The sequence below is a fragment of the Bacteroides sp. genome (assembly GCA_036351255.1).
Taxonomy (GTDB): Bacteria; Bacteroidota; Bacteroidia; order Bacteroidales; family UBA7960; genus UBA7960.
Genome location: JAZBOS010000021.1, coordinates 58399 through 80532 on the forward strand (window position 1 = coordinate 58399; position 22134 = coordinate 80532).

At 47.0% G+C, this 22134-nt stretch carries 20 protein-coding genes and 1 riboswitch; of the genes, 6 read left to right on the forward strand and 14 right to left on the reverse strand.

Features of this window, described 5'->3' with window-relative positions; translation table 11 throughout:
* The first annotated feature begins 22 nt into the window (after nucleotides 1–22).
* Nucleotides 23–733 (forward strand): hypothetical protein, encoded by a 711-nt coding sequence (locus V2I46_01910; GenBank protein MEE4176244.1) that lies wholly within the window; start codon nucleotides 23–25, stop codon nucleotides 731–733.
* A 218-nt stretch (nucleotides 734–951) separates the two neighbouring features.
* Nucleotides 952–1602 carry an ABC transporter ATP-binding protein gene (locus V2I46_01915; protein MEE4176245.1) on the forward strand — a complete coding sequence of 217 codons (651 nt, stop codon included), beginning with the start codon at nucleotides 952–954 and terminating at the stop codon, nucleotides 1600–1602.
* 376 nt (nucleotides 1603–1978) lie between these two features.
* Here V2I46_01915 and ligA read toward each other — a convergent pair whose 3' ends face one another.
* The 6 genes from ligA to V2I46_01945 form a co-directional block, all read right to left on the reverse strand.
* A complete protein-coding gene (ligA, locus tag V2I46_01920; protein MEE4176246.1) occupies nucleotides 1979–4027 on the reverse strand; it encodes an NAD-dependent DNA ligase LigA in 2049 nt (682 codons plus the stop codon).
* Between the two features lie 88 nt (nucleotides 4028–4115).
* The gene (locus V2I46_01925; protein ID MEE4176247.1) at nucleotides 4116–4967 is read right to left on the reverse strand and encodes a universal stress protein; all 852 of its coding nucleotides are present in this window, start codon (nucleotides 4965–4967) and stop codon (nucleotides 4116–4118) included.
* A 72-nt stretch (nucleotides 4968–5039) separates the two neighbouring features.
* Nucleotides 5040–5711: an HD domain-containing protein gene (locus tag V2I46_01930; GenBank protein MEE4176248.1), complete on the reverse strand. Its 672-nt coding sequence runs from the start codon at nucleotides 5709–5711 to the stop codon at nucleotides 5040–5042.
* A gap of 139 nt (nucleotides 5712–5850) precedes the next feature.
* Nucleotides 5851–6531: a DUF6048 family protein gene (locus V2I46_01935; protein MEE4176249.1), complete on the reverse strand. Its 681-nt coding sequence runs from the start codon at nucleotides 6529–6531 to the stop codon at nucleotides 5851–5853.
* The gene (locus V2I46_01940) at nucleotides 6485–6994 is read right to left on the reverse strand and encodes a DUF6452 family protein (GenBank protein ID MEE4176250.1); all 510 of its coding nucleotides are present in this window, start codon (nucleotides 6992–6994) and stop codon (nucleotides 6485–6487) included. Before V2I46_01940 ends, V2I46_01935 begins: the two co-directional genes overlap by 47 nt.
* A 70-nt stretch (nucleotides 6995–7064) precedes the next feature.
* Nucleotides 7065–8999, reverse strand: coding sequence for a TonB-dependent receptor (locus tag V2I46_01945; protein MEE4176251.1), 1935 nt, complete (start codon nucleotides 8997–8999; stop codon nucleotides 7065–7067).
* A gap of 134 nt (nucleotides 9000–9133) precedes the next feature.
* Nucleotides 9134–9335, reverse strand: a riboswitch (cobalamin riboswitch).
* A 12-nt stretch (nucleotides 9336–9347) separates the two neighbouring features.
* On the opposite strand from V2I46_01945, the gene V2I46_01950 reads away from it, so the two are divergent.
* A complete protein-coding gene (locus V2I46_01950; GenBank protein ID MEE4176252.1) occupies nucleotides 9348–9524 on the forward strand; it encodes a hypothetical protein in 177 nt (58 codons plus the stop codon).
* A gap of 77 nt (nucleotides 9525–9601) precedes the next feature.
* On the opposite strand, the gene V2I46_01955 is transcribed toward V2I46_01950, so the two are convergent.
* From V2I46_01955 to xerD, 5 genes are all read right to left on the reverse strand, one after another.
* Complete coding sequence (locus V2I46_01955) at nucleotides 9602–10108, reverse strand: DUF456 domain-containing protein (GenBank protein MEE4176253.1); 507 nt, start codon at nucleotides 10106–10108, stop codon at nucleotides 9602–9604.
* Between the two features lie 3 nt (nucleotides 10109–10111).
* Complete coding sequence (locus V2I46_01960) at nucleotides 10112–10294, reverse strand: PspC domain-containing protein (GenBank protein ID MEE4176254.1); 183 nt, start codon at nucleotides 10292–10294, stop codon at nucleotides 10112–10114.
* A gap of 46 nt (nucleotides 10295–10340) precedes the next feature.
* Nucleotides 10341–11774, reverse strand: coding sequence for an endonuclease (locus tag V2I46_01965; protein ID MEE4176255.1), 1434 nt, complete (start codon nucleotides 11772–11774; stop codon nucleotides 10341–10343).
* A 387-nt stretch (nucleotides 11775–12161) separates the two neighbouring features.
* Nucleotides 12162–15851 carry a chitobiase/beta-hexosaminidase C-terminal domain-containing protein gene (locus V2I46_01970; protein MEE4176256.1) on the reverse strand — a complete coding sequence of 1230 codons (3690 nt, stop codon included), beginning with the start codon at nucleotides 15849–15851 and terminating at the stop codon, nucleotides 12162–12164.
* Between the two features lie 107 nt (nucleotides 15852–15958).
* Nucleotides 15959–16870 carry a site-specific tyrosine recombinase XerD gene (xerD, locus tag V2I46_01975; protein ID MEE4176257.1) on the reverse strand — a complete coding sequence of 304 codons (912 nt, stop codon included), beginning with the start codon at nucleotides 16868–16870 and terminating at the stop codon, nucleotides 15959–15961.
* A gap of 61 nt (nucleotides 16871–16931) precedes the next feature.
* Here xerD and V2I46_01980 point away from each other — a divergent pair, with 61 nt between their 5' ends.
* Genes V2I46_01980 through V2I46_01990 form a run of 3 tightly spaced genes read left to right on the forward strand, consistent with a single transcriptional unit; the run spans nucleotide 16932 to nucleotide 20207 of the window.
* Nucleotides 16932–17501 carry a YIP1 family protein gene (locus tag V2I46_01980; GenBank protein ID MEE4176258.1) on the forward strand — a complete coding sequence of 190 codons (570 nt, stop codon included), beginning with the start codon at nucleotides 16932–16934 and terminating at the stop codon, nucleotides 17499–17501.
* A gap of 26 nt (nucleotides 17502–17527) precedes the next feature.
* On the forward strand, nucleotides 17528–18796 hold the full coding sequence (locus tag V2I46_01985; GenBank protein MEE4176259.1) for a peptidoglycan DD-metalloendopeptidase family protein: 1269 nt from the start codon (nucleotides 17528–17530) through the stop codon (nucleotides 18794–18796).
* A 19-nt stretch (nucleotides 18797–18815) separates the two neighbouring features.
* Nucleotides 18816–20207 carry an alpha/beta hydrolase-fold protein gene (locus V2I46_01990; protein MEE4176260.1) on the forward strand — a complete coding sequence of 464 codons (1392 nt, stop codon included), beginning with the start codon at nucleotides 18816–18818 and terminating at the stop codon, nucleotides 20205–20207.
* Here the strand turns inward: V2I46_01990 and kdsA are convergent.
* Genes kdsA through V2I46_02005 form a run of 3 tightly spaced genes read right to left on the reverse strand, consistent with a single transcriptional unit; the run spans nucleotide 20182 to nucleotide 21991 of the window.
* Entirely contained in the window at nucleotides 20182–21009 is an 828-nt protein-coding gene (gene kdsA, locus V2I46_01995; GenBank protein MEE4176261.1) for a 3-deoxy-8-phosphooctulonate synthase, read from the reverse strand. The genes V2I46_01990 and kdsA overlap by 26 nt on opposite strands.
* 19 nt (nucleotides 21010–21028) lie before the next feature.
* A complete protein-coding gene (locus V2I46_02000) occupies nucleotides 21029–21355 on the reverse strand; it encodes a cupin domain-containing protein (GenBank protein MEE4176262.1) in 327 nt (108 codons plus the stop codon).
* 15 nt (nucleotides 21356–21370) lie between these two features.
* Entirely contained in the window at nucleotides 21371–21991 is a 621-nt protein-coding gene (locus tag V2I46_02005; GenBank protein MEE4176263.1) for an L-threonylcarbamoyladenylate synthase, read from the reverse strand.
* Between the last annotated feature and the right edge of the window lie 143 nt (nucleotides 21992–22134).

Sequence of the window (22134 nt, forward strand, 5' to 3'; positions counted from 1 at the left end):
ACCCGGATTTGATTTTTTCAGCATGGAAGAAAGCCCGGAAGAAAAAAGAACAATAACAAAAAGGAAAGGATCGGGATTCAGACGCCTGATCCTTTTCTCCATTATTTCCTTTGCGGTATGCTTTGCCGCAGTCTATTTTCTTACCCGTAACCGAAACCGAAAAATAGCCTTGAAGGAAGGGCAGGAGTTCAACACCGGCTATTTTGAGGGAAACAAGTACACGAACCCTGATCTGGGCTGGCAGATTAACTTCCCCGAAGGGATGACCCTGCTGGATAACGAGCATTTGAAGGACTGGAACCAGTTGCCACAGGTCCCGGGTTTTGCCCCTGACTCCATTGGCGACACCGGTCTATTCCTTGCCCTGGGCGACGCCTTTTCTGTGGTGGCTTATGCCTCCGTAGAAGCACTGTACAGCCGAGTCGTTTTTCAAACCAATGAGCAAATAATAACCCAGACTCAGCAACGCCTCAGACAATCAATCACTGCAAGGAACGCTTATCCCTGCGATTGTGAAGTTTCGGATGTGCTGATTGACCAAGTGCCATTCAAAAGAATGAGCCTCGAATTTATCCATGAAGACCAGGTTCAAAAAAGGCAGGAGGTCTTTTCGGCTGTGACAGGCAATCATTTGCTCCATGTGACGGTCGTGTATTATAATGTCCTCAACGGGGAAAAACTGATTACGGCTATTCAGAATTCTGTTTTTGAAAAGCAGGATGGATCTTCATAATAGCTTTAACCCAGGTATCTGGATCCTTCAAATCCTTTGGGTTTTCTCTTTCCCCCACAGGTAGGTTTTGAATATAATTGGCAAAAAAATTGGGGCATTTGCCAATTACTTTGATAACTTTGGGCTGCCGGAAACAATGCTATTATCCGGCATTTGGCTGTTAAACCGCTCCGTAGTTTGAACCATTTGGCTTTCGGAGTATATTTTTTGAAGTTTCTATGATCCGTGCAGACAATATTCATAAATCCTATGGCAACCTGAAAGTGCTGAAGGGCATTAGCCTTGAGATCAAGGCTGGTGAAATCGTTTCCATTGTTGGGGCTTCCGGTGCTGGCAAAACCACATTGTTGCATATAATCGGAACCCTCGATCCCTTCGACCAGGGTGAGGTAATCGTTAACAATCAAAATATCAAAGGGTTTAACGATCAGAAGCTCTCCGAGTTTCGCAACCGCAACATTGGTTTTGTATTCCAGTTTCATCATTTGTTGCCCGAATTCACCGCCCTTGAGAATGTTTGTATTCCGGCTTTCATTGCCGGCAGGAACAAGGGTGAAGCTGAGAAGCGGGGCCGGGAATTATTGGAGATGCTTGGCCTGGCCGAACGCCTTGACCATAAACCTTCGGAGCTTTCGGGAGGTGAGCAGCAGCGGGTAGCAGTGGCCAGGGCCTTGATTAACAACCCTGCCGTTGTGCTTGCCGATGAACCCAGCGGAAACCTCGACTCCAAATCTTCCGAAGAATTGCACAAATTGGTTTTTTCTCTGCGCGACCGTTTGGGGCAAACGTTTGTGATCGTGACCCACAACAACGAACTGGCCAATATGGCCGATCGCAAACTTACTATCAAGGACGGGATAATCGGCTAAGCTTACAAATCCATTGACCTTTGACCAATTCTTGAACCTCCCTGTGTAAATAAATAATTGTAAATCAATTAGTTATAAAAACACAACAAGCCTTCACAGCAAGATCCTCCTGGATAAGGCTGAATTCAAATTAATAATATTTATTTGTCTGTAAAAATAGCTGTTTGATGATAAAAAAACAGGCTAATATTCCACCATGGTCGTACCATGGTCGTGTAATGCTCTTGTCAGGGTCGTGCATGGCTCTTGTAGACACGACCAAGGTAGGTGGATGGTAGGGGCTTGTTCCAGCCTGGATATTAATGATTTGATTTAGAATGGGATTGATTCAAGGAAGGAATAATTCCCTGGTTACGTGCTGTTAAATGAACGGGATTTACTGATTGATCAAATCCTCAAGCTCATCTTCTGAAATGATCTTCACCCCCAGTTCTTCCGCTTTTTTTCGTTTTTCAGGTCCCATATTTTCGCCTGCTACCAAATAGTTGGTCTTTGAGGATACCGAGCCTGTCACCTTCCCGCCGTGCTTTTCGATGAGGGCCTTGATTTCATCGCGCGAATAGTTTGAAAAGACCCCTGATACGACCAGGGTATTTTCTTCCAGGTTTCCTTTTGCTTGGGTGGGATTCTTTTCCGTTGAAAACTGCAGCCCAGCTTTTTTCAACCGTTCAATGATTTCCACGTGCTCGGGGTCTCTGAAATAATCCAGGATACTATGTGCCATTTTCTCGCCCACCTCATTCACAGCGTTCAGTTCTTCAAAACTGGCATTCATCAAATTATCAATATTCCCAAAGTGCCTGGCCAGCTTGCGGGCCATGGTTTCTCCCAGGAGCCGGATTCCCAGGGCAAACAGTACCCGTTCGAAAGGCACTTTCTTGGAGTTCTCAATGGCGCTCAGGATGTTCCCGACCGTTTTCTCGCGAAAACTGATCTTTTTTGTTTTCTGGGTTAGGGGATCGGTTATGGTTTTCTCCAGTCCCAGCAGCTGGTCATACTTCAGGTCGAAAAGATCGGCAACATTCCGAACCAGATTATAGCTCATAAGGATCTCGATGCGCCCTTGTCCGAGGGTTTCTACATCCATGGCGCGCCGGCTGATAAAGTGTTCAATTTTTCCCAGGAGCTGCGGGGGGCAGTGTTCGCTGTTGGGGCAATAATGTATGGCTTCCCCTTCCATGCGTTCCAATTTGGTTCCACATTCGGGGCAATGGGTGGCGAATTCAATTTTATGTGCATTGGCAGGCCTCACGGCTTCATTGACCCCCACGATTTTCGGAATGATATCGCCGCCTTTCTCTACATATACTTCATCGAGTTTATGCAGGTCGAGTTCCGCCATACGGTCGGCATTGTAAAGCGATGCCCTTTTTACGGTTGTGCCTGCCACGGTCACTGGTTTTAATACGGCCACCGGGGTTACTGCCCCTGTTCGCCCTACCTGGTAAATGACATCGAGCAAGCGAGTGGCTACCCGCTCGGCCTTAAATTTATAGGCGATAGCCCAGCGGGGCGACTTGGCGGTGTAGCCCAATTGCTCTTGCTGGCGGTAGTCATTGACTTTGATCACCACGCCATCGATGTCGAAGGGCAATTCTGGCCGGAGTTGTTCCATGGTCTCGATGAACAAAAACACTTCTTCGAGGTTTTTGCATTTTTTGATGAATTCAGATATTTTGAACCCCCAGTCCTTAAGGACCTGAAGGCTTTCAAAATGAGTAGAAAACACCAGCTTGTCGCTGAAAAGACCATAGATGAAACAATCCAGTCCTCTTTTTGAAACCAGGGCCGAGTTCTGCATTTTCAGGCTTCCTGCGGCTGCATTACGCGGATTGGCAAAGGGTTCTTCTTCATTGATTTCCTTTTCCTTGTTGAGTTTAAGGAAACTCTTATGGGGCAAAAAAACCTCCCCGCGCACTTCAAATTCAGCGGGGATTCCTTCCTTCGCAATGGTGAGAGGTAAGCTGCGTATGGTTTTGATATTGGTGGTCACTTCATCCCCCTGAATCCCATCGCCCCGGGTTACGGCACGAAGCAAGATGCCGTTCTGGTAGGTGATACCAATGGCCACACCATCAAACTTTAACTCACAAACATATTCAAATTCATCGTTAATGATTTTCCTGATCCGGTTGTCAAATTCCTTCAGTTCTTCCTTGCTGTAGGTATTGCCCAGTGACATCATAGGATATTTATGCCGCACCACCGGGAACTTTTTGGTGACTGCACCGCCAACCCGCTGACTGGGGGAGTTAGGGTCGATCAATTCGGGAAAACTGGTTTCAAGCTTTATGAGTTCCTCCATCAGCATATCGTATTCATAATCGCTGATGGATGGTTGAGCCTGAACATAATAGCGGTAGTTGTGATCGTTGAGCAGGCTTGTCAATTCGCTGACTCTTTCCCGGGCTTGCTGGAGATTCATGCTGATGAAAATTTGAATTCGCAGAATAGCATAAAATTATAAAAAAAGCCGGTATCAACCGGCTTTCTAATTCAATGTCGTCAGGCGATTATGGCCCACCAATGATAACCTTAAGGTCTTGCGAGTTTATGCAAAGCACCGGGATGCCTTCTTTGTTATAGATTAACTTTTCCTCGGGTGAGCCAAAGGGGTTCCAAGTGATCTTCTCGGGGTCGGTGCTCATCATAATGGCATCGGCTTTTTTCTCCAGTGCCAGATTTACGACCGCCTGCTCAAAGCCTTTGATGGATTTATGGTAGCCAATGGTATAGGGAACCTTGTATTGATCGAGGATTTTGGTTACCTGCTTCAGGTCGCCCGTCATTTTGCGCTGGATAGGCTCGTCGTTGGGGAAATAAACCAGGATGTGGAATGCAGAGCCCAGGGCTTGGTTCAGTTCAATGGCCCACTTGACCTTCTGTTTTGATCCTAGTTCAGTATCCAGGGGATAAACAAAGTTTTTGAATTTGTTATTCTCACTTTGTTTTTTTACCACAAACATCGGGGCGGGGGAGGTCGTAATCACCTTCAATGCGAAGCTGCCCAGCAAGAACTGTACCCCATTCTTCCCGTGGGTACCCATGAAAAGATAGGTGGCTTCAGTGGTTTTGGCAGTTTCGGCAATGGTGTTGAAAATGCTGCCTTCAGGAGCCATGAAATCCGCTTCTATTCCATACTGTGATTCAATCTTTTTGCAGATATCATTAAGTCTGCTGCCAATTGAATCAATGGTCTTTTTCTCCTTTTTCAACTTGCTCTTGGTTGTTTCATTTACAACATGCAGCACGACAAGTTTTGCCCCGGTGAGGCGCGCCATTTGTGCCGCGTTGTCAATGGCATAATCACCAATTTTGGTGAAATCGGTTGCAACGAGGATTACTTCTTTTTTTTCAGGTTCCATATTCTGTGGGGTTAGGTTCCTATTAGCTTTATATGGTTATTGGAAAGGCTCAGCCAAATTACGAAATTTTCATCATAAATAAAGTTTCTTTATACCATTGATCTTTTTTTGATCGAAATTTGTGGAGGTTTCGATCAAATCAAGGAGTTCTTTTACCTGTGAAAGGTTTTTTCTCTTCTTCTCGTTGCGTAAAAGTCTTGCCGAACGGGTAAAGAATTCATGTGACTCTACAAAATCCCGCTGCCTTTCATACCAGGTCCTGAAAGGGATCTTCTGGGTGCTGTTCTCGCTCCATTCGCGGTGCAGCCGGAGGGCGGTGATGAAAAAGTCATCGCGTCCGATATAATCCAGGTCTGCATCGCAGAGTATTTTCTCCAGCAGGGTGCGGGGTTGCTGTGGCATGGTCGTTGAAATGATCAACTGTCTGACCACCGCCAACTGTTTGTCGGAATATCCAAAACCTGGCAGGGTTTCTTCTGCAAAATCGCAGGCCAGGGGTTCATTGTTTTCATACGACCAAAGAAAGCCTGTGTCGTGATAAAGGGCAGCGGTAAGTAACAGCAACAGGTTGTCATCCCCGACCTTTTCCATGATGGCCAGGGTTTCTACTGAGCGGCAAACGTCGAGGGTGTGCTGGGCGTTATGGTAAAAAAGGGAGGGGCTTAATTCCCGTGAAAGTTTCTGGACAATAAATTCTTTTGCACGGGTAAATTCCATAAAAACATCACTATGGTTAGAGGGCATGGATTGAAAACCATACCTTTCCTGTAAAGGCAAAAGACTTACAGGTGGATTTTTCCCGTTTTTTCGATCAAAGTAGCCTAACATTCAACATGGTATGCGTCGGACAAACGCTAACAAGGGTAAAACGAAGTTTTTGTATTTATCGTATATATAATTTATTTTTTCCGGCAGAAAATTTATAAAACAGGCTATAATGCAGCATCACAGAAGTATTTCCATCATTTTTCCCAAATCCGCTGATATAATACGGGTCCATGTCCGAACCCGGCTTGCGTGCCAGCATCAGCCTGATGCGTAAATCCCATCCCAGGTATAAGTTCCAGAATAATTTGGTTTTCAATCCCCCGCCAATTTCTGCCCAGTGGGCCGAATACCTGGCTGCCTCGAAGGCCCCTTCCACAGAGCCCCAGTAAGGATCGTTGATGATAATCCTGGGGGCTTCGTGGCTTAGCGTACCAAAACCATAACGGAAGGAGAGGAAGATCTCTTCTCCTTTCATGGATGGATTTTTCTGAAGCAGGTTGTAATTCACTCCCGCCCGGAAAAATAGTCCCCGGGCATCGTAGTTATGGGTTTCACGTGCTATAGCTACGTCCAAGTTGCCAGCTTCAATGGCTGCAAACCAGTTTGGCTGCCATTCAAAGCTCCCCGAGATACCATGCACCATCACCTCAGGCTCAAAGTAATTTCTTGCCAATCCCGAAAGGTCATACCCTAAGCTAACCGTTGGCCTGAAAACCAGCGTGTCCATGTCTTGCGCCCTGGCTCCAAGACTAAAGGTCAGCGTCAGGATAAAGCAGTATTTTGATATGTTCTTCAAGGCTGTGGTTAAGCAGGTTTTGGGATAGTTGAACGGTGCTGATCCGGTAATTGGTATGTGATACTTCAAGAATATCATAGAACATTGTAAATCCGCATTCGGCAGAGACAAAATTCAGGGAATGGGTATATTCCACCCAAAGGGTGTCCGTGATGTTCTCAGGGAAAATGAAAACAAAGCCAGTGTTAGTCGATGCAGGGTTCAGTGGGACTTCAATGCTACGGACACTTTTGGTGTTATCGTAAATCAGGCTGTCGGCCCGGCCTGCACCATAAACGGTGAGGCTGTCGACGGTGTAGGCCGTTGGCGCCCCATCTATAACAGTGGGCAGGTAAAAGCCCAGCCGAAGCGGGTTGGAGGTGGCTTCCTCGCATAACTCGTCGCTTTGGCAAGAGCCCAGGAACAACATGCTGAGCAAACATGCCACCACCATCATTGCACCCGATCCTGAAATGACTTTCATATCCGGCAAAAATAAGAAAAAATACCAAGGAGGGTGGTGGATAGTTTCTCTTACCCTTAGAAATGTAAAATTAGCTTTCCGTTTTTTGAGCAAAAGAAAATGTAATACCTCCTCTGAAGTACCTCAGGGGCATGGGGCGGTTGGCAATGATCTGGTAAGGGGTGTTCCAGAGGTTCTCCACGGTCAGGTTCAGCCCCAACTGGTGATTGAAAACGCTATGTTTCCAGTACAAGCCAATATCCCCGGTGTGGTAAGAAGGCAACGACTGGCTGTTGTCGCTGTTTGTGTATCGCTTTCCAGTGATCTCGTGGTTGTAGAAGATGCCCAGGCTCCTGATGGAAAACCTCAGGTTGATGCCTCCGCGGTGATGTGGCACATAGATAAGTTGTTTGCCCATCGAAGGGTCGTCTTCACCAACTCCTTTTGAATTTTGCGCGATGGTGTGGTCATATCTTAGGCTCCATTCAATGGTGCCCTGTCCCAATTGCCAATGGCCTCCCCATCGGCTTTCCAGGCCGTAGCTTTTCACCTCCAGCCTGTTTTCGGGCATCCATATCCACGAGTCGCCCTGAGGCAGCCAGATGATCCAGTTGCGTATGCTCCTGTGATAACCGCCGATGCTCAGATGTTCAAAGATATTGAAGGATTGCTTGTTGATTGCCCGGGCCACATTGCGTTCAACACGCATTTCGCCGCCCCAGCCCTGTTCGGGTTTCAGGTCGGGATTGCCCCCCGGGTTCCAGTAAAGGTCATTCAGTGAGGGCAGCAGATAGCTGTATCCGGCATTGCCCTTTACTACCCAGTGACGGATAGGTTTCCAGGCAAGGCCCAGAGAAGGTGAAAAGGGAATTTCCCGGTCTCTTACAATCTCCTGGCGCCCGCTCAGCACCACTTCCAACTGGTCTTCAAAGGCCTCCCACTTGGTGGAGGCAAACAGCGCCAGGCTGTTCCGGTATTTTTCCTCTTCATACTCTTCCGCCTTGGCGGTGGTTTTTTGAACATTGAAACCCCAATTCACGATCAAGCCCTTAAGGGGGTTCCAGCGAGCCTCCGCTTCCCCTGTTAACTGATTGGAATAACTGTTTGCGAGGTATTCGAAGTTGTCGCTGAAATCGAGGTAATCTTCAAAATGGGCTCCCCTGACAAATATCAGCAACCTGGGCAGACTGAGCTGGTATTGCGCGTTGAGCCGCAGGCTTTGATCCTGTTGCCTCGACTCATAATACGCCATATCAAGTGAGGGTGGAATGTCGCGGTCGCTTTCCTGCCACCACCAACGCAGATCAAACCGGTGGGCTTTCCCCAGCTGAAACCAGGTGTCGTGCATGATGCCCCTTTGGGTGATGCCTGCTAATTCCTGGGTCTCGATAGGGTTTTCCGGGAGGGTGGTGTTTTCGAAACGGTACTGGTTTCCGGCATTCCGGTTGAAGGCCCGCAAGGTCGTCGAGAAACGGGGCCTCCCATAGCTTATCTTCACTTGCTGGCTCAGGTCGCCAATGCTTCCGGTATAAAAGCCCAGGCTGCCGGAAAGGCCCTGTTTTCTGCTGGGATGGTTGTTGATAAAAATGGCCCCTCCCATGGCTCCGCTGCCCCACAGGGCACTTCCTCCGCCATACTGTACCTGGACCTCATCGGCAAACAGGGCCGGTAATAAAGCAAGATCAGTCTGTCCATTCATCGGGCTATGCAGGTTGAAGCCGTTCCACATCAGGGCAGTCTGGCCCGGTTGTCCACCCCGCAAGGCGGTGCTGGCAAGAATCCCCGGACCATAACTTTTGATAAACAATCCTGTTTGCCTGCCAAGTAAATATCCCAAATCCTGATCAGGTTGCCGCTGAAGCGCGAGGCTATCGAGCGTTTGGGTGTTGTGGCCAGTGCCGAAATCCGTTTGACGTCTGGCGGTAATGGAAACTTCCTGCAAGGTGATCAGGGTGTCGGGTTCTTCTGCATAAGTGGCGGCAATGAAAAGCCCGCTAAACAAAAAAAACATTAATCCTTTTTGCATAATGCATGAATTTCGTCCCGGAACAATCCGGGAATGTTAAACAAATGATATAATTTCTATCATCTGTAACAAACGGTGAAACCAGTTGGAGAAAAAAAGAGGACTCAATTTTTCTTCGCTTTTTTCCCGAAAGCTACAAATTCACTGGTTATGGCAGGTCTTCTGACTTACTCCTTGTTTACCGCCTTCCCATCCCGTATAATAGGGGACAGTGGCATAGATTGGTAACAATTGGAAAGAGCTTACAGCAGCGGGAACTGTCCAGGATTTTCACCTGATTCCCTTTTCATCCGGAGCACCCGATTGGGTTCCGGAACCGTAACCGGGGCAAAGATAGAGGATTTTTCTATGAAAGGTAGCGGTGTTGATAACTCCCTGAAAAAAGCTGGAAAGACAAAGAAAGCCAGCAAGCTAAGCTTGTTTATAAATCCTGTTTTTTCTGAAAAACGGTTTTATTCAGTTGCTGTTTTTTCTTTTTCTTCATTTCCCTTGTGGGGACAAACAAGAATCGGGAAAAGCCATTGAATAATCCGGACCAGAGGTTCCCGGGCAAAAGGAATAAAGAATCCCTTTTAATAATGCAGGATTCGGGTTTTCTGCCTTCAGAGCAGGGCCAGGGTTTGTGAACCAAAGAATAACAGCCGGAGGCAGATCCAGATCACGGCAATAGAATAGACGAATTTGAGCAAAGCGCCCGCCAGCAACCCCACAAGACTTCCAAAGGCAGCCCTGACGGCCGGGGCCAGGTCCCTGTTGTTCGATAATTCGGCAATGAGGGCTCCCAAAAAAGGGCCAACAATAATTCCTGCAGGCGGGAAAAAGAAAATACCAGCCACTAAACCAATGGCCGCACCATACATCCCCCGTTTGCTTCCCCCGGTCCTGCGGGTTCCGTAAACGGGCAAAACCAGGTCGACAATGGTGATGATGGCTGCCAGCAGGCCAAAAATGATCAGCTGTTTGCCGGTGAAATCATAACCCGGGGTGAAATGTAGAATCAGCATCCCGGCAAAGCTCAGGGGAGGGCCGGGCAATACAGGCAGAAATGCCCCCACGGTGCCCAGTATCAGCAGCAGGATGCTAAGGGTAATCAAAAGGCCTTCAGCCATATGCTAGTATTCTTTTGATGGTATGATAATGGCCAGGATCAAATAAAATATGATGCCAGCGCCGGTAAGGCCAAACAAAACAAAAAGAATACGAATCAAGGTAGGATCGATGTCGAAGTATTCGGCAATTCCACTGCAAACACCTGCAATCATCCGGTCGCTGCCTTTGGTCAATTTTTTGTTCATGTTTTTGGTGTTAATGGTTTATAAAATGGTCTTCCAGGAAAAAGCTTCATTCAACAAGGACCTTTTGGTGAAAGTTCCCCTGTTCGGTGGTTAATATCAATAGATAAAGGCCTGGTATCATGTTATTGGTACTGATACGGGTTTCACCGGGAACCAGGGTTTCTGTGAAGACCCTTGCCCCATGCAACGTGAATAATTCCAACTTGTACGTGCCTTCGGGTGCTTCAAGAATAAACCAGTCCCGGGCGGGGTTGGGGTAAACAGTTATTTTTGCGATAGCCTGGGGATCGCTTACCGAGACATTATTTTCGTCCCAGATTCTGCTGGCAAACTCTGGATGGTCAATGAAAGGATTCCGGTTCCCCTGGATCTCGTAAATGGCCTGGTTGCGGAGGATTTCCTTTTGGCTGACCGGATCCCGGGTATGCCATTCCAGAAACATCTCTTCCGCCCAGGCTTTCAGGCCAGGGAATTCATTGCTGGTGAACACTTCACCGGCATTGCCATTGCCAATCCATTCGCTGAGGTCGTCCTCATAGCGGGTGGCCATATAAAAATATCCCCGGGCGATGTCACCCTTGTAAGCATCGATAGGTTCGAAGGCAATCCCTGAATAACCCGATAAGATGTTGGGTCCCAGTTTACTGCCATTCTGCGATGTCCAGCTGGGATTGTTGACCTCCCCGTAAGGGTAATTGCCTCTTTTGCCATTCACCATCTTATCGGAGGGAAAAATATGAAACAGCTCGGTGTACATTGGCATGGCGCTCTCAAACCACGATTGTGGAACCGAGTGCTCGCGGTTGTAAAATTCGCCCTCAACATTCCCCCCTGAGCCGGAATCCTGATCATCGCCAAAGGTGAAGGTGTAGGGAGGTTCCTGGCAGGGGATGTCGGAATACATATCCCAGACCTTTCCTGAATAAGTGGCGTCAGTTTCCAGGAAATGGGTCCACAGGCTTGAATAGGTTTGGGGCTGGTGGTCGTTGATGATGTCAAACAGCTGGGTCTTAAGCTGACTGCCCTGTCCGGTGGCTCCATCATAATATCCGCTGGGAATGGTACTTTCAATCCCCAAGCCTGAAACACCAAGGATTTCGGGGCCCGAATCACCGGATTGATGGGTTATTGTCCCCTGCTTTTCACCGGTTGATTCAGGGAAAAACCTTACATAGATCCGCCTGGAGGCAATCGTTCCGTTGTTTTGGGTCAGGTTCAGGCTGCTTCCGAAATTTTCACTGCAATCCAAAGAAATCCTGAAGGGCCCATCTGCACTAATGGAAAGATCTTCGCTCAACTCACTGGCCTGAACGTAATAAAACTGCACATCGGAGAAATGCCCCGGAAAAACTCCCCGAAAATCTGGCAGACTGGACACGGAGAGGCTAATGCTGCCCGCGGAGATGGCTTGAACATTTGTCATAATCAGCGCAAAAACCAGGAGCAAGGGGGTGAACTTGCGAGTAGTGAAAATTGACATTCGTTTCGTATTAATTGGCAAATGTAGGGAAAAGGCTCAAGAAATAAAATGCCTCATCTTCAAAAGTCCTTGCCTGATCATCTTTTTTTAAAAAAACCAAATTATGATTTGAACCGGAGTTTAACCGGTGTTTAACCAATTATAACCGGTTAAACACCGGTTAAACTCCGGTTTAAAGCTGATTCAGATTTTCCAAAAGAGTTTTCCAAAGAAATGTTTTTTTTCAATCTTATTGAGCTTTGTAAGAATAATAGGGATGGGGCAGGAACAGGTTGAGCAAAGGATTCAGTCAGGGAACCTATGATTATTTATGTTCGGTGTTTAAGAAAAAAGATGCCCGGAGGTTTTTTCCGGGCAGCTTTTTAAAAAGAAAAGTTGAATGACGGCTTATTGCCTGATCATTTTCCTGACGTAAACCTGTCCGGTTTTGTCAATCAATTGAATGATGTACAAGCCTCTCTCAAGGGATGAAGTGCCAATTTGGAGGTCGCCATCCACAGCCTCATATTCCCTTACGATCTGCCCACTGCTGTTCACAAGACGAACAATGTCAATTTGTTCGAGGTTTAACAGACGGATGTGGTCGCTGAAAGGGTTGGGGTAAATGCTCACAGCGGGCATTTCTGTCAACGTGACACTGGTGGAAAGTTCAAAATCATCCAGATCTCTTGCCGTAACCTGGATGGTTGTCAGGTATTGGCTCACCAAAACGCTAAGGTTTTGTGGCTGCACAGGTACCGCAGTTCCAATATAGTCAGCATCGAAGAAGGAGGTGCGGAATACGCCATTGCCATTTGCCGAGGTCAGTTCGTAATTCTGGCTGGTGGCAAAGTTGCCGGAAGCGTTGGCGAAACTGACATTTTCTATCTTCACCAGTTTGGCCTGGTCGTCTGATGTCAGGCTGGCCAGGGTGCGGACTTCCGGGACCACCGGGTTGCCTGTTGAGGTAGCTGCGCCGGGGTCTTCGGTTGGGACGAACTGAAGCATGCCGTTGTTGATGGTCAGGGTTCCTGTAATGCCTGTGATCCCATCACCAATGTCATAATTTGTGCTAATAACTCCATCGAAGTCGTCTATCACAATAGCAGCGCTATTGTCCTGGATGTACTTCTGGTTACGGAAATTTTGCTGGTATGTTAGTATGGCTTCTCCAGTAAGCTGGTAAGGCATTCCTGTTTCCCCTCCACGCAAAGCCAGCAAGTTGGACACCTGGGTAGCTTCGTTGCTGATGACCTCAACACTTACGTTATCGAGTTGAAGGTGCCCCATGGCTTCGTCAGAATTGCGCAAAGAGAAAATAAATTCCGCCACATCTGATGAGTTTTCGGCAAGGATTACCTGTGAGTATTCTGCCCAGGTGTCACTGTTTACTATAATGTATTCATTATAAAAGTATCCATAGGCATCTTCGCGTTCATCAAAAAGACCAGTGCGGATGTCACCCTTGCCCTTGAGCCAGAAAGTGACCCTGTAATTCTGTCCGTTCTCAACGCTGGTGGCCTGCGAAGTGAACCGTTTGTGGTTCCCTTCGGCATTGATAAGCTGAACCGCTGAACTTCCTGACTGCGGGTTCTCGGTGTATTGCATGACGGCTGCAGCAACCAGGTTGGTCTTGGCTCCAAACCAACAGTCGGGCTTGCCATCTGTCCAGTTTTCGAAATCACCGTTACAGATAACTTCAATGACAGGTTCGGTCCCTATGGTAAAACTCCACTCGCCTTCGGCAATTCCCGGCAAGGTGTTGCCTCCAAGATCGGCAAAGGCACCTTCATCCACCAGGATGTAATAAGCGGTTTCGAAGGCCAGGTCATTGGAGGGATTGATATGGATTTGGTTGTCTTCAATGTTTACCTGTGAAGAGGTGGAAGAAATGGTCTCCACGATGGCATCATCACTGCTGGTATAGATGATGATGTTCTTCCCTGAAACAGGCCAGATATTTTCGCTTACGGTAATGATGAAGCCCTGGTCGGCTGGAACCTCCACGGCATTATTTTCAGGGGTCAGGGCCAGAACCTCCGGATCGAGGATGTCGATAAAGGTGACGTTGGCACTTTCGGCGTAGAAGTTGAGGTCGCTGGCATCGCTGAGCCTGAAGTAATAGCTGCCGTGGGCACCGTTGGGGAGGTTCTCGGTAAAGGTGCCGTTGGCGGCAGTGATGTCAGTGTATTCGGCCACGGGTGTTGAGAACCCTGCCTGGTAGACATACAGGTTAAGGGTCTGGATGTTTTCGGAAGTCCAGCTGACGGTCACTGGTTCTCCCGTTTCGTATTCTTCACCGCCGATGGGGGCAGTGAATGCCAGTTCCCGAATCTCGTCGGTGAGGGTCACCTTGTAGTATTTGGTGGTTGTTTCATCTTCAGCCACGACAGTCACCACGACGACATCTCCGGAGAATAAGGCCTGGGTAGGAAGGTCGGCCTCGTCAACGGGGTCGCCGTTCAGGGACACGGCGAAGGTAGCTGCAGGATGGCTGGTTGTGACTACAATACCTTCAAAATCAGTGAAGTCAGAAACGAAAATGGTAGCACCCTCTTCAGAAGGATCATTCACCTCAACGCCCGTCAAGTCGAGTGCATCCAACCCCCCAAGGGTTAAAGCTGAGAGGCTGGCATCGGTGCTGATGAGATCGAAGTTAAAGTCGCTTAAAAAACGCGGGGTGATAAAATCTCCCTCAGCCCGTGAATTGGGCAGGCCGGTCAGATGGAAAGGATTGGTGGGGATGGGCGTACCAATATAATCCACGTCGTAAAAAGTGGTCCTGAGGGTGGCGGTGGTGATGCCATCGGTAATGGAGTATGTCTGTCCGTTTTCAAAATTTCCGCCGGGGCTTACGAACGACACATTCTGGATGGTGACCAGCCTTGACTCGTAAGTTTCGAAGTTGTTTACGAATTCAGCCAGCGAAATCTCGAGGGGTTCAATGACATTGTTGGTTGAAGTGGCAGGACCCGGGTCGGACAGAGGCGTAAACTGGAACATGTTTCCGTAAACGGTAAGGGTGCCTTCAATTCCTGTAATTCCGTCGTATAAGCTATAAGCCGAGGTGATTATTCCGCTGTTGTCATCAATCAGGATTCCCCCGGTTTCGTCTTCAATGTATTTTTGATTTCTGAAATCCTGCTGGTAAGTGAGGGTTGCCTCACCTGAAAGGATATAGGGGGTTGAACCTGTGGGTAATTGCTTAAGTTCGGCAATGGTTGAAACCGTCGTGGGGAAAGCATAAACCCCGGTGGCAACATAACTTGGATCCAGGCCGGCTTTATATCCCCTGGCCTTGATGGTCGTTGTACTGGAGATGTTTACCGGTCCTGTGTAGAGGGTGCTGGCCTCTGTTGGGTCATTGCCATCGAGGGTGTAATAAATGCTAGCACCTTCTGTGGTGGTACTTATTGTAACATCAATAGGGGAAGTATACATGCCAGGAGCAGGATCGAAGGAAGGCATTGCCACGCTGGGAGTGGTAGAGCATACGTGAACAGGGGAAGCAGTATTGCTTGGGTTGGGTGTTTCCACCACAAAGTCTGCATTATTGTTGTTGGTATCAACACAGCCATCATCGAGACGGATGGCTGCAGTGGTATTCGAAATTGGGGCAGTTGCACCGCTGCCTTCAAAACAATTGGCAGTACCATATCCTACCAAATCAATGACTTCTGAGCCTGTGGGGCACGAGCCTGAAAGTGCAGTTGTGTTGTTAACCAGGGCCACTTTGCCATTGCTGGCAGCCATGGCCATTGTTCCAGTTGCATCGGGCGTGGGAAGATCTACCGTTCCACCAGAACCCTGGGCCTGTTGAACCAGGTAGTACTGACCGGGTTGAAGCGTAAAATCAGTAAGTTGGGTCACTTGCCAGCTTGTGCCAGTGGATGAGGCGTATTGCACAGACCATCCTGCCAGATTAACAGGTTCTGAGCTTTGGTTGAAAATCTCTATAAAGTCGTTTTTCAGGGTAGCCCCTGAGTTTCCACCACCGCCATACACCTGGCTGATCACAACTTGCGACCAGGCAGAAAGGGAAAAGGAAAAAAGTAGTAAGGCGAAGGCCAAGGTCTTAAGAAAAGAAATTTTCTTCATCACAATAGGATTATGTTTAAAAAATGCCTGAAAAGATTCAATAGTAGCAGGCAAAGTTAATCATTCCCTGAGTACTAAAAAAGGGACTGTTGAAAAACTGGAAGGGTTTAGTTCTTCCTTCTTGACCTTGGATGATAGGAGACAATGGCTTCGCGCAGAAATTCGCGGTCGAGGTGGGTATATATTTCGGTCGTAGTGATGGATTCGTGCCCCAGCATATCCTGCACTGCACGCAGGTCGGCTCCGCCTTCAACCAGGTGGGTTGCAAAACTATGCCTGAGGGTGTGGGGGCTGACATTTTTATGAATTCCTGCTTCTCTGCAGAGGGATTTAATGATGTGAAAGATCATGTTTCGGCTCAGACGGCCCCCCCTCTTATTCAGAAAAACGATGTCTTCATGCCCTTTTTTGGGCATGGTTTGCAGCCGACTAGAGTCAAGATAGATACGGATGAATTTCAAGGCTTCCAGTCCTATAGGGACCAGACGTTGTTTATCGCCTTTGCCAGTCACCAAGAGGTATTCTTCCTGGAAATTTATATCACTTATTTTTAAGTTCACCAGTTCTGAAACCCGCAGGCCTGAACCATAAAGGGTTTCGATGATAGCCTTGTTGCGGGGACCTTCTGGTTTACTCAAATCAATTGCATTCAGGATGTCTTCAATTTCCTGATTGCTTAAAACGGAAGGAAGTTTCCGTTCTATTCTGGGGGTTTCCAGCGTCTTGGCCGGATTTACTGAAATAATATCTTCAACCAGCAGGTATTTAAAAAAGGCGCGTACACCGGAAAGAATTCGGGCTTGGCTGCCACTAGACGCCTGCTGACTTCCCACCCAATTCATAAAAGCGGAGAGGTGATTTATGGTGACATCCTGTGGCTTGAGAACTGGGTGATGGGTATTTAGAAAATCAGTGAGCTTTCCAAGATCACGCAAATAGGCAGCCACGCTGTTGGACGAAAGTGATCGCTCAAGTTGAAGATATGACTCAAATCCTTTTTCCCAGGCTTTCCAGTTCATGACCGCAATATTATTGGTAATTTTGTCATTCCTTTTCAATAACGGTACAAAAATTGCATTAATGCATTCAGATATATTTTTTTCAATCGTGCCCGGCGTATTTTTTAATCCACCGCGTGCCTGGCAAACAGTCAAGAGTCATCCCATATCTCTTATACGTTTTTTTCTTGTATTTGGTTTACCTTTTATTTTGCTGGGCTCTTTTGGACGGGCGCTCAGTGATCAGGATTTGGAAGCTTTTGTTGACCGCCCTCTTGGTATTTTGTTTTTATCCCATTTATTGTCGAATCTTTTGGTCTTACTTGCTGGCCCCTGGATGATAGCCCGCCTGTCAGGGACTTACAAACTTGTCCCCGATTACTCCTCAAGTCTTAAATTATCGGTTGTCTCTTATATCCCATTTTTATTGTCTCAGCTTATTGCAGCACTGGCACCGGTTATATCCTTCATAGCACTGGTTGGAATGGGCTTTTCATTGGTGCTTTTTTGGAGTGGAGCCCCCGTGATTCTTGATATCCCAAAGAACCGCCTTGCAGGTTTCACTTTTCTTTCTTTCTTCATCTTCCTGGGTCTTTCTTTGATAGGACTCTATTTGATCAGATTGATTATTTTTGCACCTGTTACAGTTTGATAATTACAAATAATGTTTCCTTGATCATGACGGAAAGATCCCGACCACGTTTTCTCATTATTCTTATCGTTATAAGCCTTGCCGTTTTGCTGGTATTTGGATTTTTGATGATTCGCCGCTTTTCTCAAAACCAAATCCATCAAAACCAGGAGGAGGTTCCCGAGATTACCTTTGATGAATTTGGTTTTCCTGAAGACCAATACTTAATAGAAAGCGAGGTAGTCAAGCCCAATCAAACCCTTTCACATATTCTTTCCACTTTTAGTTTATCCCCTGAGATAATTCATGTCATTGCAGGCCAGATTCAGGAAGTGTTTAATCCCCGGCGAATCAAAGCCGGACAGGCATACCATGGATACTATTCAAACGACTCCGTACCACAGCTTCAGTATTTTGTTTACGAGATCTCAATGCTTGACTATTTGAAAGTTGGCCTGGGCGACAGCCTGACGATTGAGAAAGGGGAGAAGGAAGTTACGACCCTGGACAGGACTGCTTCGGGGCTGATCACTTCTTCATTGTGGAATGCGATGGTTGACAACAATTTAAGTCCTGAGCTGATAATTCGCCTTTCAGAGGTTTTGGCCTGGGAAGTTGACTTTTACAGGATTCAGGAAGGCGACCGTTTTAAGGTCCTATATAAAGAGAATTTTGTTGGAGATAAATCGGTTGGTATTCCGGATGTTGATGCTTTGTACTTTGTTCATCAGGGGCGCGAGATATATGGCTTTCACTTTGAATCGGATACCCTTCAAGGCTTCTTCAATCCTGAAGGAGAGAATCTGCGCAAAGTTTTTCTGAAGGCCCCTCTTGAATTCGGGCGAATTTCCAGCCGGTTTTCTTCAAGCAGGATGCATCCAGTCCTAAAGCACCGGCGTCCTCATTACGGAACCGATTACGCTGCCCCACATGGAACACCTATCCTGTCTGTTGGGGATGGAGTAGTGACACAGACAGCCTATTCTTCTGGAAACGGAAATTATGTTCGGATCCGCCATAACTCGGTATATGAGACTCAGTATCTCCATATGTCGCGTTTCGCTGCTGGAATCAGACCAGGTGTTAAAGTGGAGCAAGGGCAGGTAATTGGTTATGTGGGCGCTACGGGACTGGCTACCGGGCCTCACGTATGTTTTCGTTTTTGGAAAAACGGACATCAAGTTGACCACCTGAGGGAAGAATTTCCTTCAGCAGATCCGCTCCCAGTTGATTATATGTCTGCGTTTGTTGAAATCCGCGACAGCCTTACCCGGGAATTGAATAAGATTCCTTTCAGTCAGGAATTACCTGTTTAATTATTCATAATTTGAATTCATGAAACCAGAATATTTCCTGGGTATTCTTTTGATCTTGCTGGCTGGCAGCCTTCGCGCAGAAGAGGTTACTGTTATTGTTACGTCAATACCTGCTAATACTCCTGAAGGGGCCCAGATATTTATTGCGGGAACCTTTAATAATTGGGACCCGGGTCATGCTTCTTTTATCCTTGAACCCAATGATGAAGGTGAACCTGAGATTGTACTTACAGGGGAGGGAACCATTAGTTTTAAATTCACCCGAGGGAGCTGGCAGACCGTTGAAGGCAATGAAAACGGGGGTTTTTTACCGAACCGCAGTTTTACTTTTGGTACTGCCGATACCCTCCAGGTAAACATCTTAAGTTGGGAAGATACTGGGGAAACAAACTCCACTGCTGCAGAGAATGTTATTATCCTGAGTACTGACTTCGAGATGCCTCAGTTGAATCGCACGCGGCGTATCTGGATTTATTTCCCTCCGGATTATGAGAATTCGGGTGAGCAATATCCGGTTTTGTATATGCACGATGGGCAAAACCTTTTTGATCAGGCCACATCTTTCGCAGGGGAGTGGGAGGTTGATGAAACCCTGAATGATTTGTTTGAGGAAGGCCAGCCTGTTCCCATTGTGGTTGGTATTGATAACGGGGGAGGGGATCGTATCGATGAATATACTCCTTGGTTGAATAACCAGTATGGGGGAGGCGATGGTGACCTTTATGCCAATTTTATTATTGAAACGCTGAAACCATTTATTGACGAGAATTATCGGACCTTTCCGGGAAGGGAGCATACTGGAGTAATGGGTAGTTCCCTTGGGGGGCTAATTTCCTTTTATATTGCCCATAAGCATCAGGATGTTTTCTCAAAGGCGGGGATCTTCTCTCCCTCTTTCTGGTTTTCAGATTCTGTATACACCTTTGCCAGCGAAACAGGTAAACAACACCCTATGAAATATTTCATCATGGGAGGCAGTAACGAAAGTTCAGGTTTGGTTGATCAAATGCAAGCCATGGTCGATACCCTGTTTTCCATTGGCTTCGGGGAAAGTGAGGTAACACTTGTGGTGGTCCCCGGGGGACAGCACAATGAAATTTTGTGGCAGTCGCAGTTTGGGCAGGCCTACCAGTGGTTGTTCAATACTTCAGCCACCTATACACCAGTAATTTACCCCGAAAGGGAGATTAAGCTAAGGCAGCAGGGAAACAGAATATGGCTGGAACAAGGCCAAGGCAGACCGGAGGGGCCATACCACCTGCAAATCTTTAATCTGTTTGGCCAAGCATTGTATGGTGTAAATATAATGGCCGGACAAGCCATTCATCTCCCTCCTCACCTGCGAGGTCTGGTAATTGCTAGGGTAATCGGCAATGACCTTCAGTTTACGCAGAAAATCTGGCTTCCCTGATACGAACCAATTTTTCCAGAAGCCCTTCTAACTTGTCAAGTTTGAGCATATTGGCACCATCCGATTTTGCATTCTTTGGATCGGGGTGAGCCTCAATGAATAAACCATCAACGCCTGCTGCAATACCTGCACAGGCCATGGTTTCAATTAAGTGAGGCAGTCCTCCTGTTACACCAGTTGATTGGTTGGGTTGCTGAAGTGAATGGGTGACATCAAGGACTACCGGAACACCAAGTTCCTGCATAATGGGTATTCCCCTGAAATCCACAACCAAGTCACCATAGCCAAAAGTCGTGCCTCTTTCGGTAACAATGATTTTTTGATTTCCAGTTGAGCGGATTTTTTCAATGGCAAACTCCATTGCGGATGGGGAAAGAAACTGCCCTTTTTTTATGTTGATAACCTTGCCGGTTTTGCCGGAAGCGACCAGCAATTCTGTTTGCCTGCATAGAAAAGCAGGAATCTGCAGCACATCCACATGCCGGGCGGCCATATAGGCTTCCTCATTGGTGTGAATATCCGTGACCACCGAAATATCCAGTTCCTGGCCAATTTGTTGAAGGATATTCAGGGCAATGGTATCGCCGATACCAGTAAAACTCTCCAGTTTTGAACGGTTAGCTTTTTTATAGGAAGCCTTGAAGATATATGGTATGTTAAACTTACGGGTGATGTCTGAAATTTTTCTTGCGATCTCAAAACCCATTTCTTCGTTTTCAAGCACACAGGGGCCTGACATCAGGAAAAAGGGCTTTCCTTTGAGGGCTTCACGGTTTACAATGGATTCAAGGACAGAATTCATAGCCGGTAAATTTAAAATATTATTTAAAATGAATGGCAAGCCAGATACATGGAGGTGTTTTACTGGTGTAAGTCACCCGGTGTTTCAGACGGGCGGGCAGGAAAATATAATCTCCCGGGCTTAGATGCACCATTTCACCTTTTTCGAACTCCAGACTGGCCTTACCTTGAATCAACATAACCCATTCGTTTTCTTCCTGATCATACCAAATGTCAGGAGGCGTGACCTGCCCCTTGCTTACGATTCTTTCAATGTGAAGTTCCCGATCACTGAAGAGGGTTTCGAAATGCTCCTGGTCAGTCACAAAGGGAATCTGTCCTGTTGAGAGAATGTTTTTTGCCTGCATCTTTGTTAGTTCTTTTTAAAGGATCTCATCCAGGATGCCTTTCCCCTGGCGCATAACCTCCATCTCGTCGCGGGTACAGTCAATGACTGTTGAGGCCTCATTATCCCCATAACCGCCGTCAATCACAATGTCTACCTGGTCCTTGTATTTTTCGTAAATCAATTCAGGGTCGGTGGTATATTCCAGAATTTCATCCTCATCGTAAACAGAGGTAGAAATGATGGGGTTTCCTAATTCCCTGACGATTTCACGGGTGATATTATTATCGGGAACGCGGATTCCCACGGTTTTCTTTCGGCTCTGGAATATACGGGGCACCTGGTTGTTTGCATTGAGAATAAAGGTAAAGGGCCCGGGCAGAGCTTTCTTCATCACCTTGTATACACTGGTGCTGAATGGCCTGGTGAAGTCAGAAATGTGGCTGAGGTCCTGGCAGATTAAGGAGAAATTGGCTTTCTCAGCCCTGATCCCCTTTATCTGGGCGACTCGTTCCACTGCCCTTGACTGGTAAATATCACAACCAATAGCATAAACCGTGTCAGTAGGGTAAATCACAACCCCTCCACTGCGCAAACAACCCGCAACCAATTGTATATATTTGGCGTTTGGATTCTCAGGATATATTCGTAACAGCATTTTTACCTCGTTTAAAACAGCAATAAATATACACATTTTTAGAGTAATCTTGTTTCTGATGTCCATTTTATGGTCCTTGGATTTTGTATTCTGATCTCTTGCTGGCTTTTTACTGAAAAGGTCACTACTGTTTTTGAACATAT

Coding starts and splice junctions, on each gene's coding strand:
- V2I46_01910 (MEE4176244.1), top strand. CDS start 23: ATGGAAGAAAGCCCGGAAGAAAAAAGAACAATAACAAAAAGGAAAGGA.
- V2I46_01915 (MEE4176245.1), top strand. CDS start 952: ATGATCCGTGCAGACAATATTCATAAATCCTATGGCAACCTGAAAGTG.
- ligA (MEE4176246.1), bottom strand. CDS start 4,027: ATGAATCTCCAGCAAGCCCGGGAAAGAGTCAGCGAATTGACAAGCCTG.
- V2I46_01925 (MEE4176247.1), bottom strand. CDS start 4,967: ATGGAACCTGAAAAAAAAGAAGTAATCCTCGTTGCAACCGATTTCACC.
- V2I46_01930 (MEE4176248.1), bottom strand. CDS start 5,711: ATGCCCTCTAACCATAGTGATGTTTTTATGGAATTTACCCGTGCAAAA.
- V2I46_01940 (MEE4176250.1), bottom strand. CDS start 6,994: ATGAAAGTCATTTCAGGATCGGGTGCAATGATGGTGGTGGCATGTTTG.
- V2I46_01945 (MEE4176251.1), bottom strand. CDS start 8,999: ATGCAAAAAGGATTAATGTTTTTTTTGTTTAGCGGGCTTTTCATTGCC.
- V2I46_01950 (MEE4176252.1), top strand. CDS start 9,348: ATGAAAGGTAGCGGTGTTGATAACTCCCTGAAAAAAGCTGGAAAGACA.
- V2I46_01955 (MEE4176253.1), bottom strand. CDS start 10,108: ATGGCTGAAGGCCTTTTGATTACCCTTAGCATCCTGCTGCTGATACTG.
- V2I46_01960 (MEE4176254.1), bottom strand. CDS start 10,294: ATGAACAAAAAATTGACCAAAGGCAGCGACCGGATGATTGCAGGTGTT.
- V2I46_01965 (MEE4176255.1), bottom strand. CDS start 11,774: ATGTCAATTTTCACTACTCGCAAGTTCACCCCCTTGCTCCTGGTTTTT.
- V2I46_01970 (MEE4176256.1), bottom strand. CDS start 15,851: ATGAAGAAAATTTCTTTTCTTAAGACCTTGGCCTTCGCCTTACTACTT.
- xerD (MEE4176257.1), bottom strand. CDS start 16,870: ATGAACTGGAAAGCCTGGGAAAAAGGATTTGAGTCATATCTTCAACTT.
- V2I46_01980 (MEE4176258.1), top strand. CDS start 16,932: ATGCATTCAGATATATTTTTTTCAATCGTGCCCGGCGTATTTTTTAAT.
- V2I46_01985 (MEE4176259.1), top strand. CDS start 17,528: ATGACGGAAAGATCCCGACCACGTTTTCTCATTATTCTTATCGTTATA.
- V2I46_01990 (MEE4176260.1), top strand. CDS start 18,816: ATGAAACCAGAATATTTCCTGGGTATTCTTTTGATCTTGCTGGCTGGC.
- kdsA (MEE4176261.1), bottom strand. CDS start 21,009: ATGAATTCTGTCCTTGAATCCATTGTAAACCGTGAAGCCCTCAAAGGA.
- V2I46_02000 (MEE4176262.1), bottom strand. CDS start 21,355: ATGCAGGCAAAAAACATTCTCTCAACAGGACAGATTCCCTTTGTGACT.
- V2I46_02005 (MEE4176263.1), bottom strand. CDS start 21,991: ATGCTGTTACGAATATATCCTGAGAATCCAAACGCCAAATATATACAA.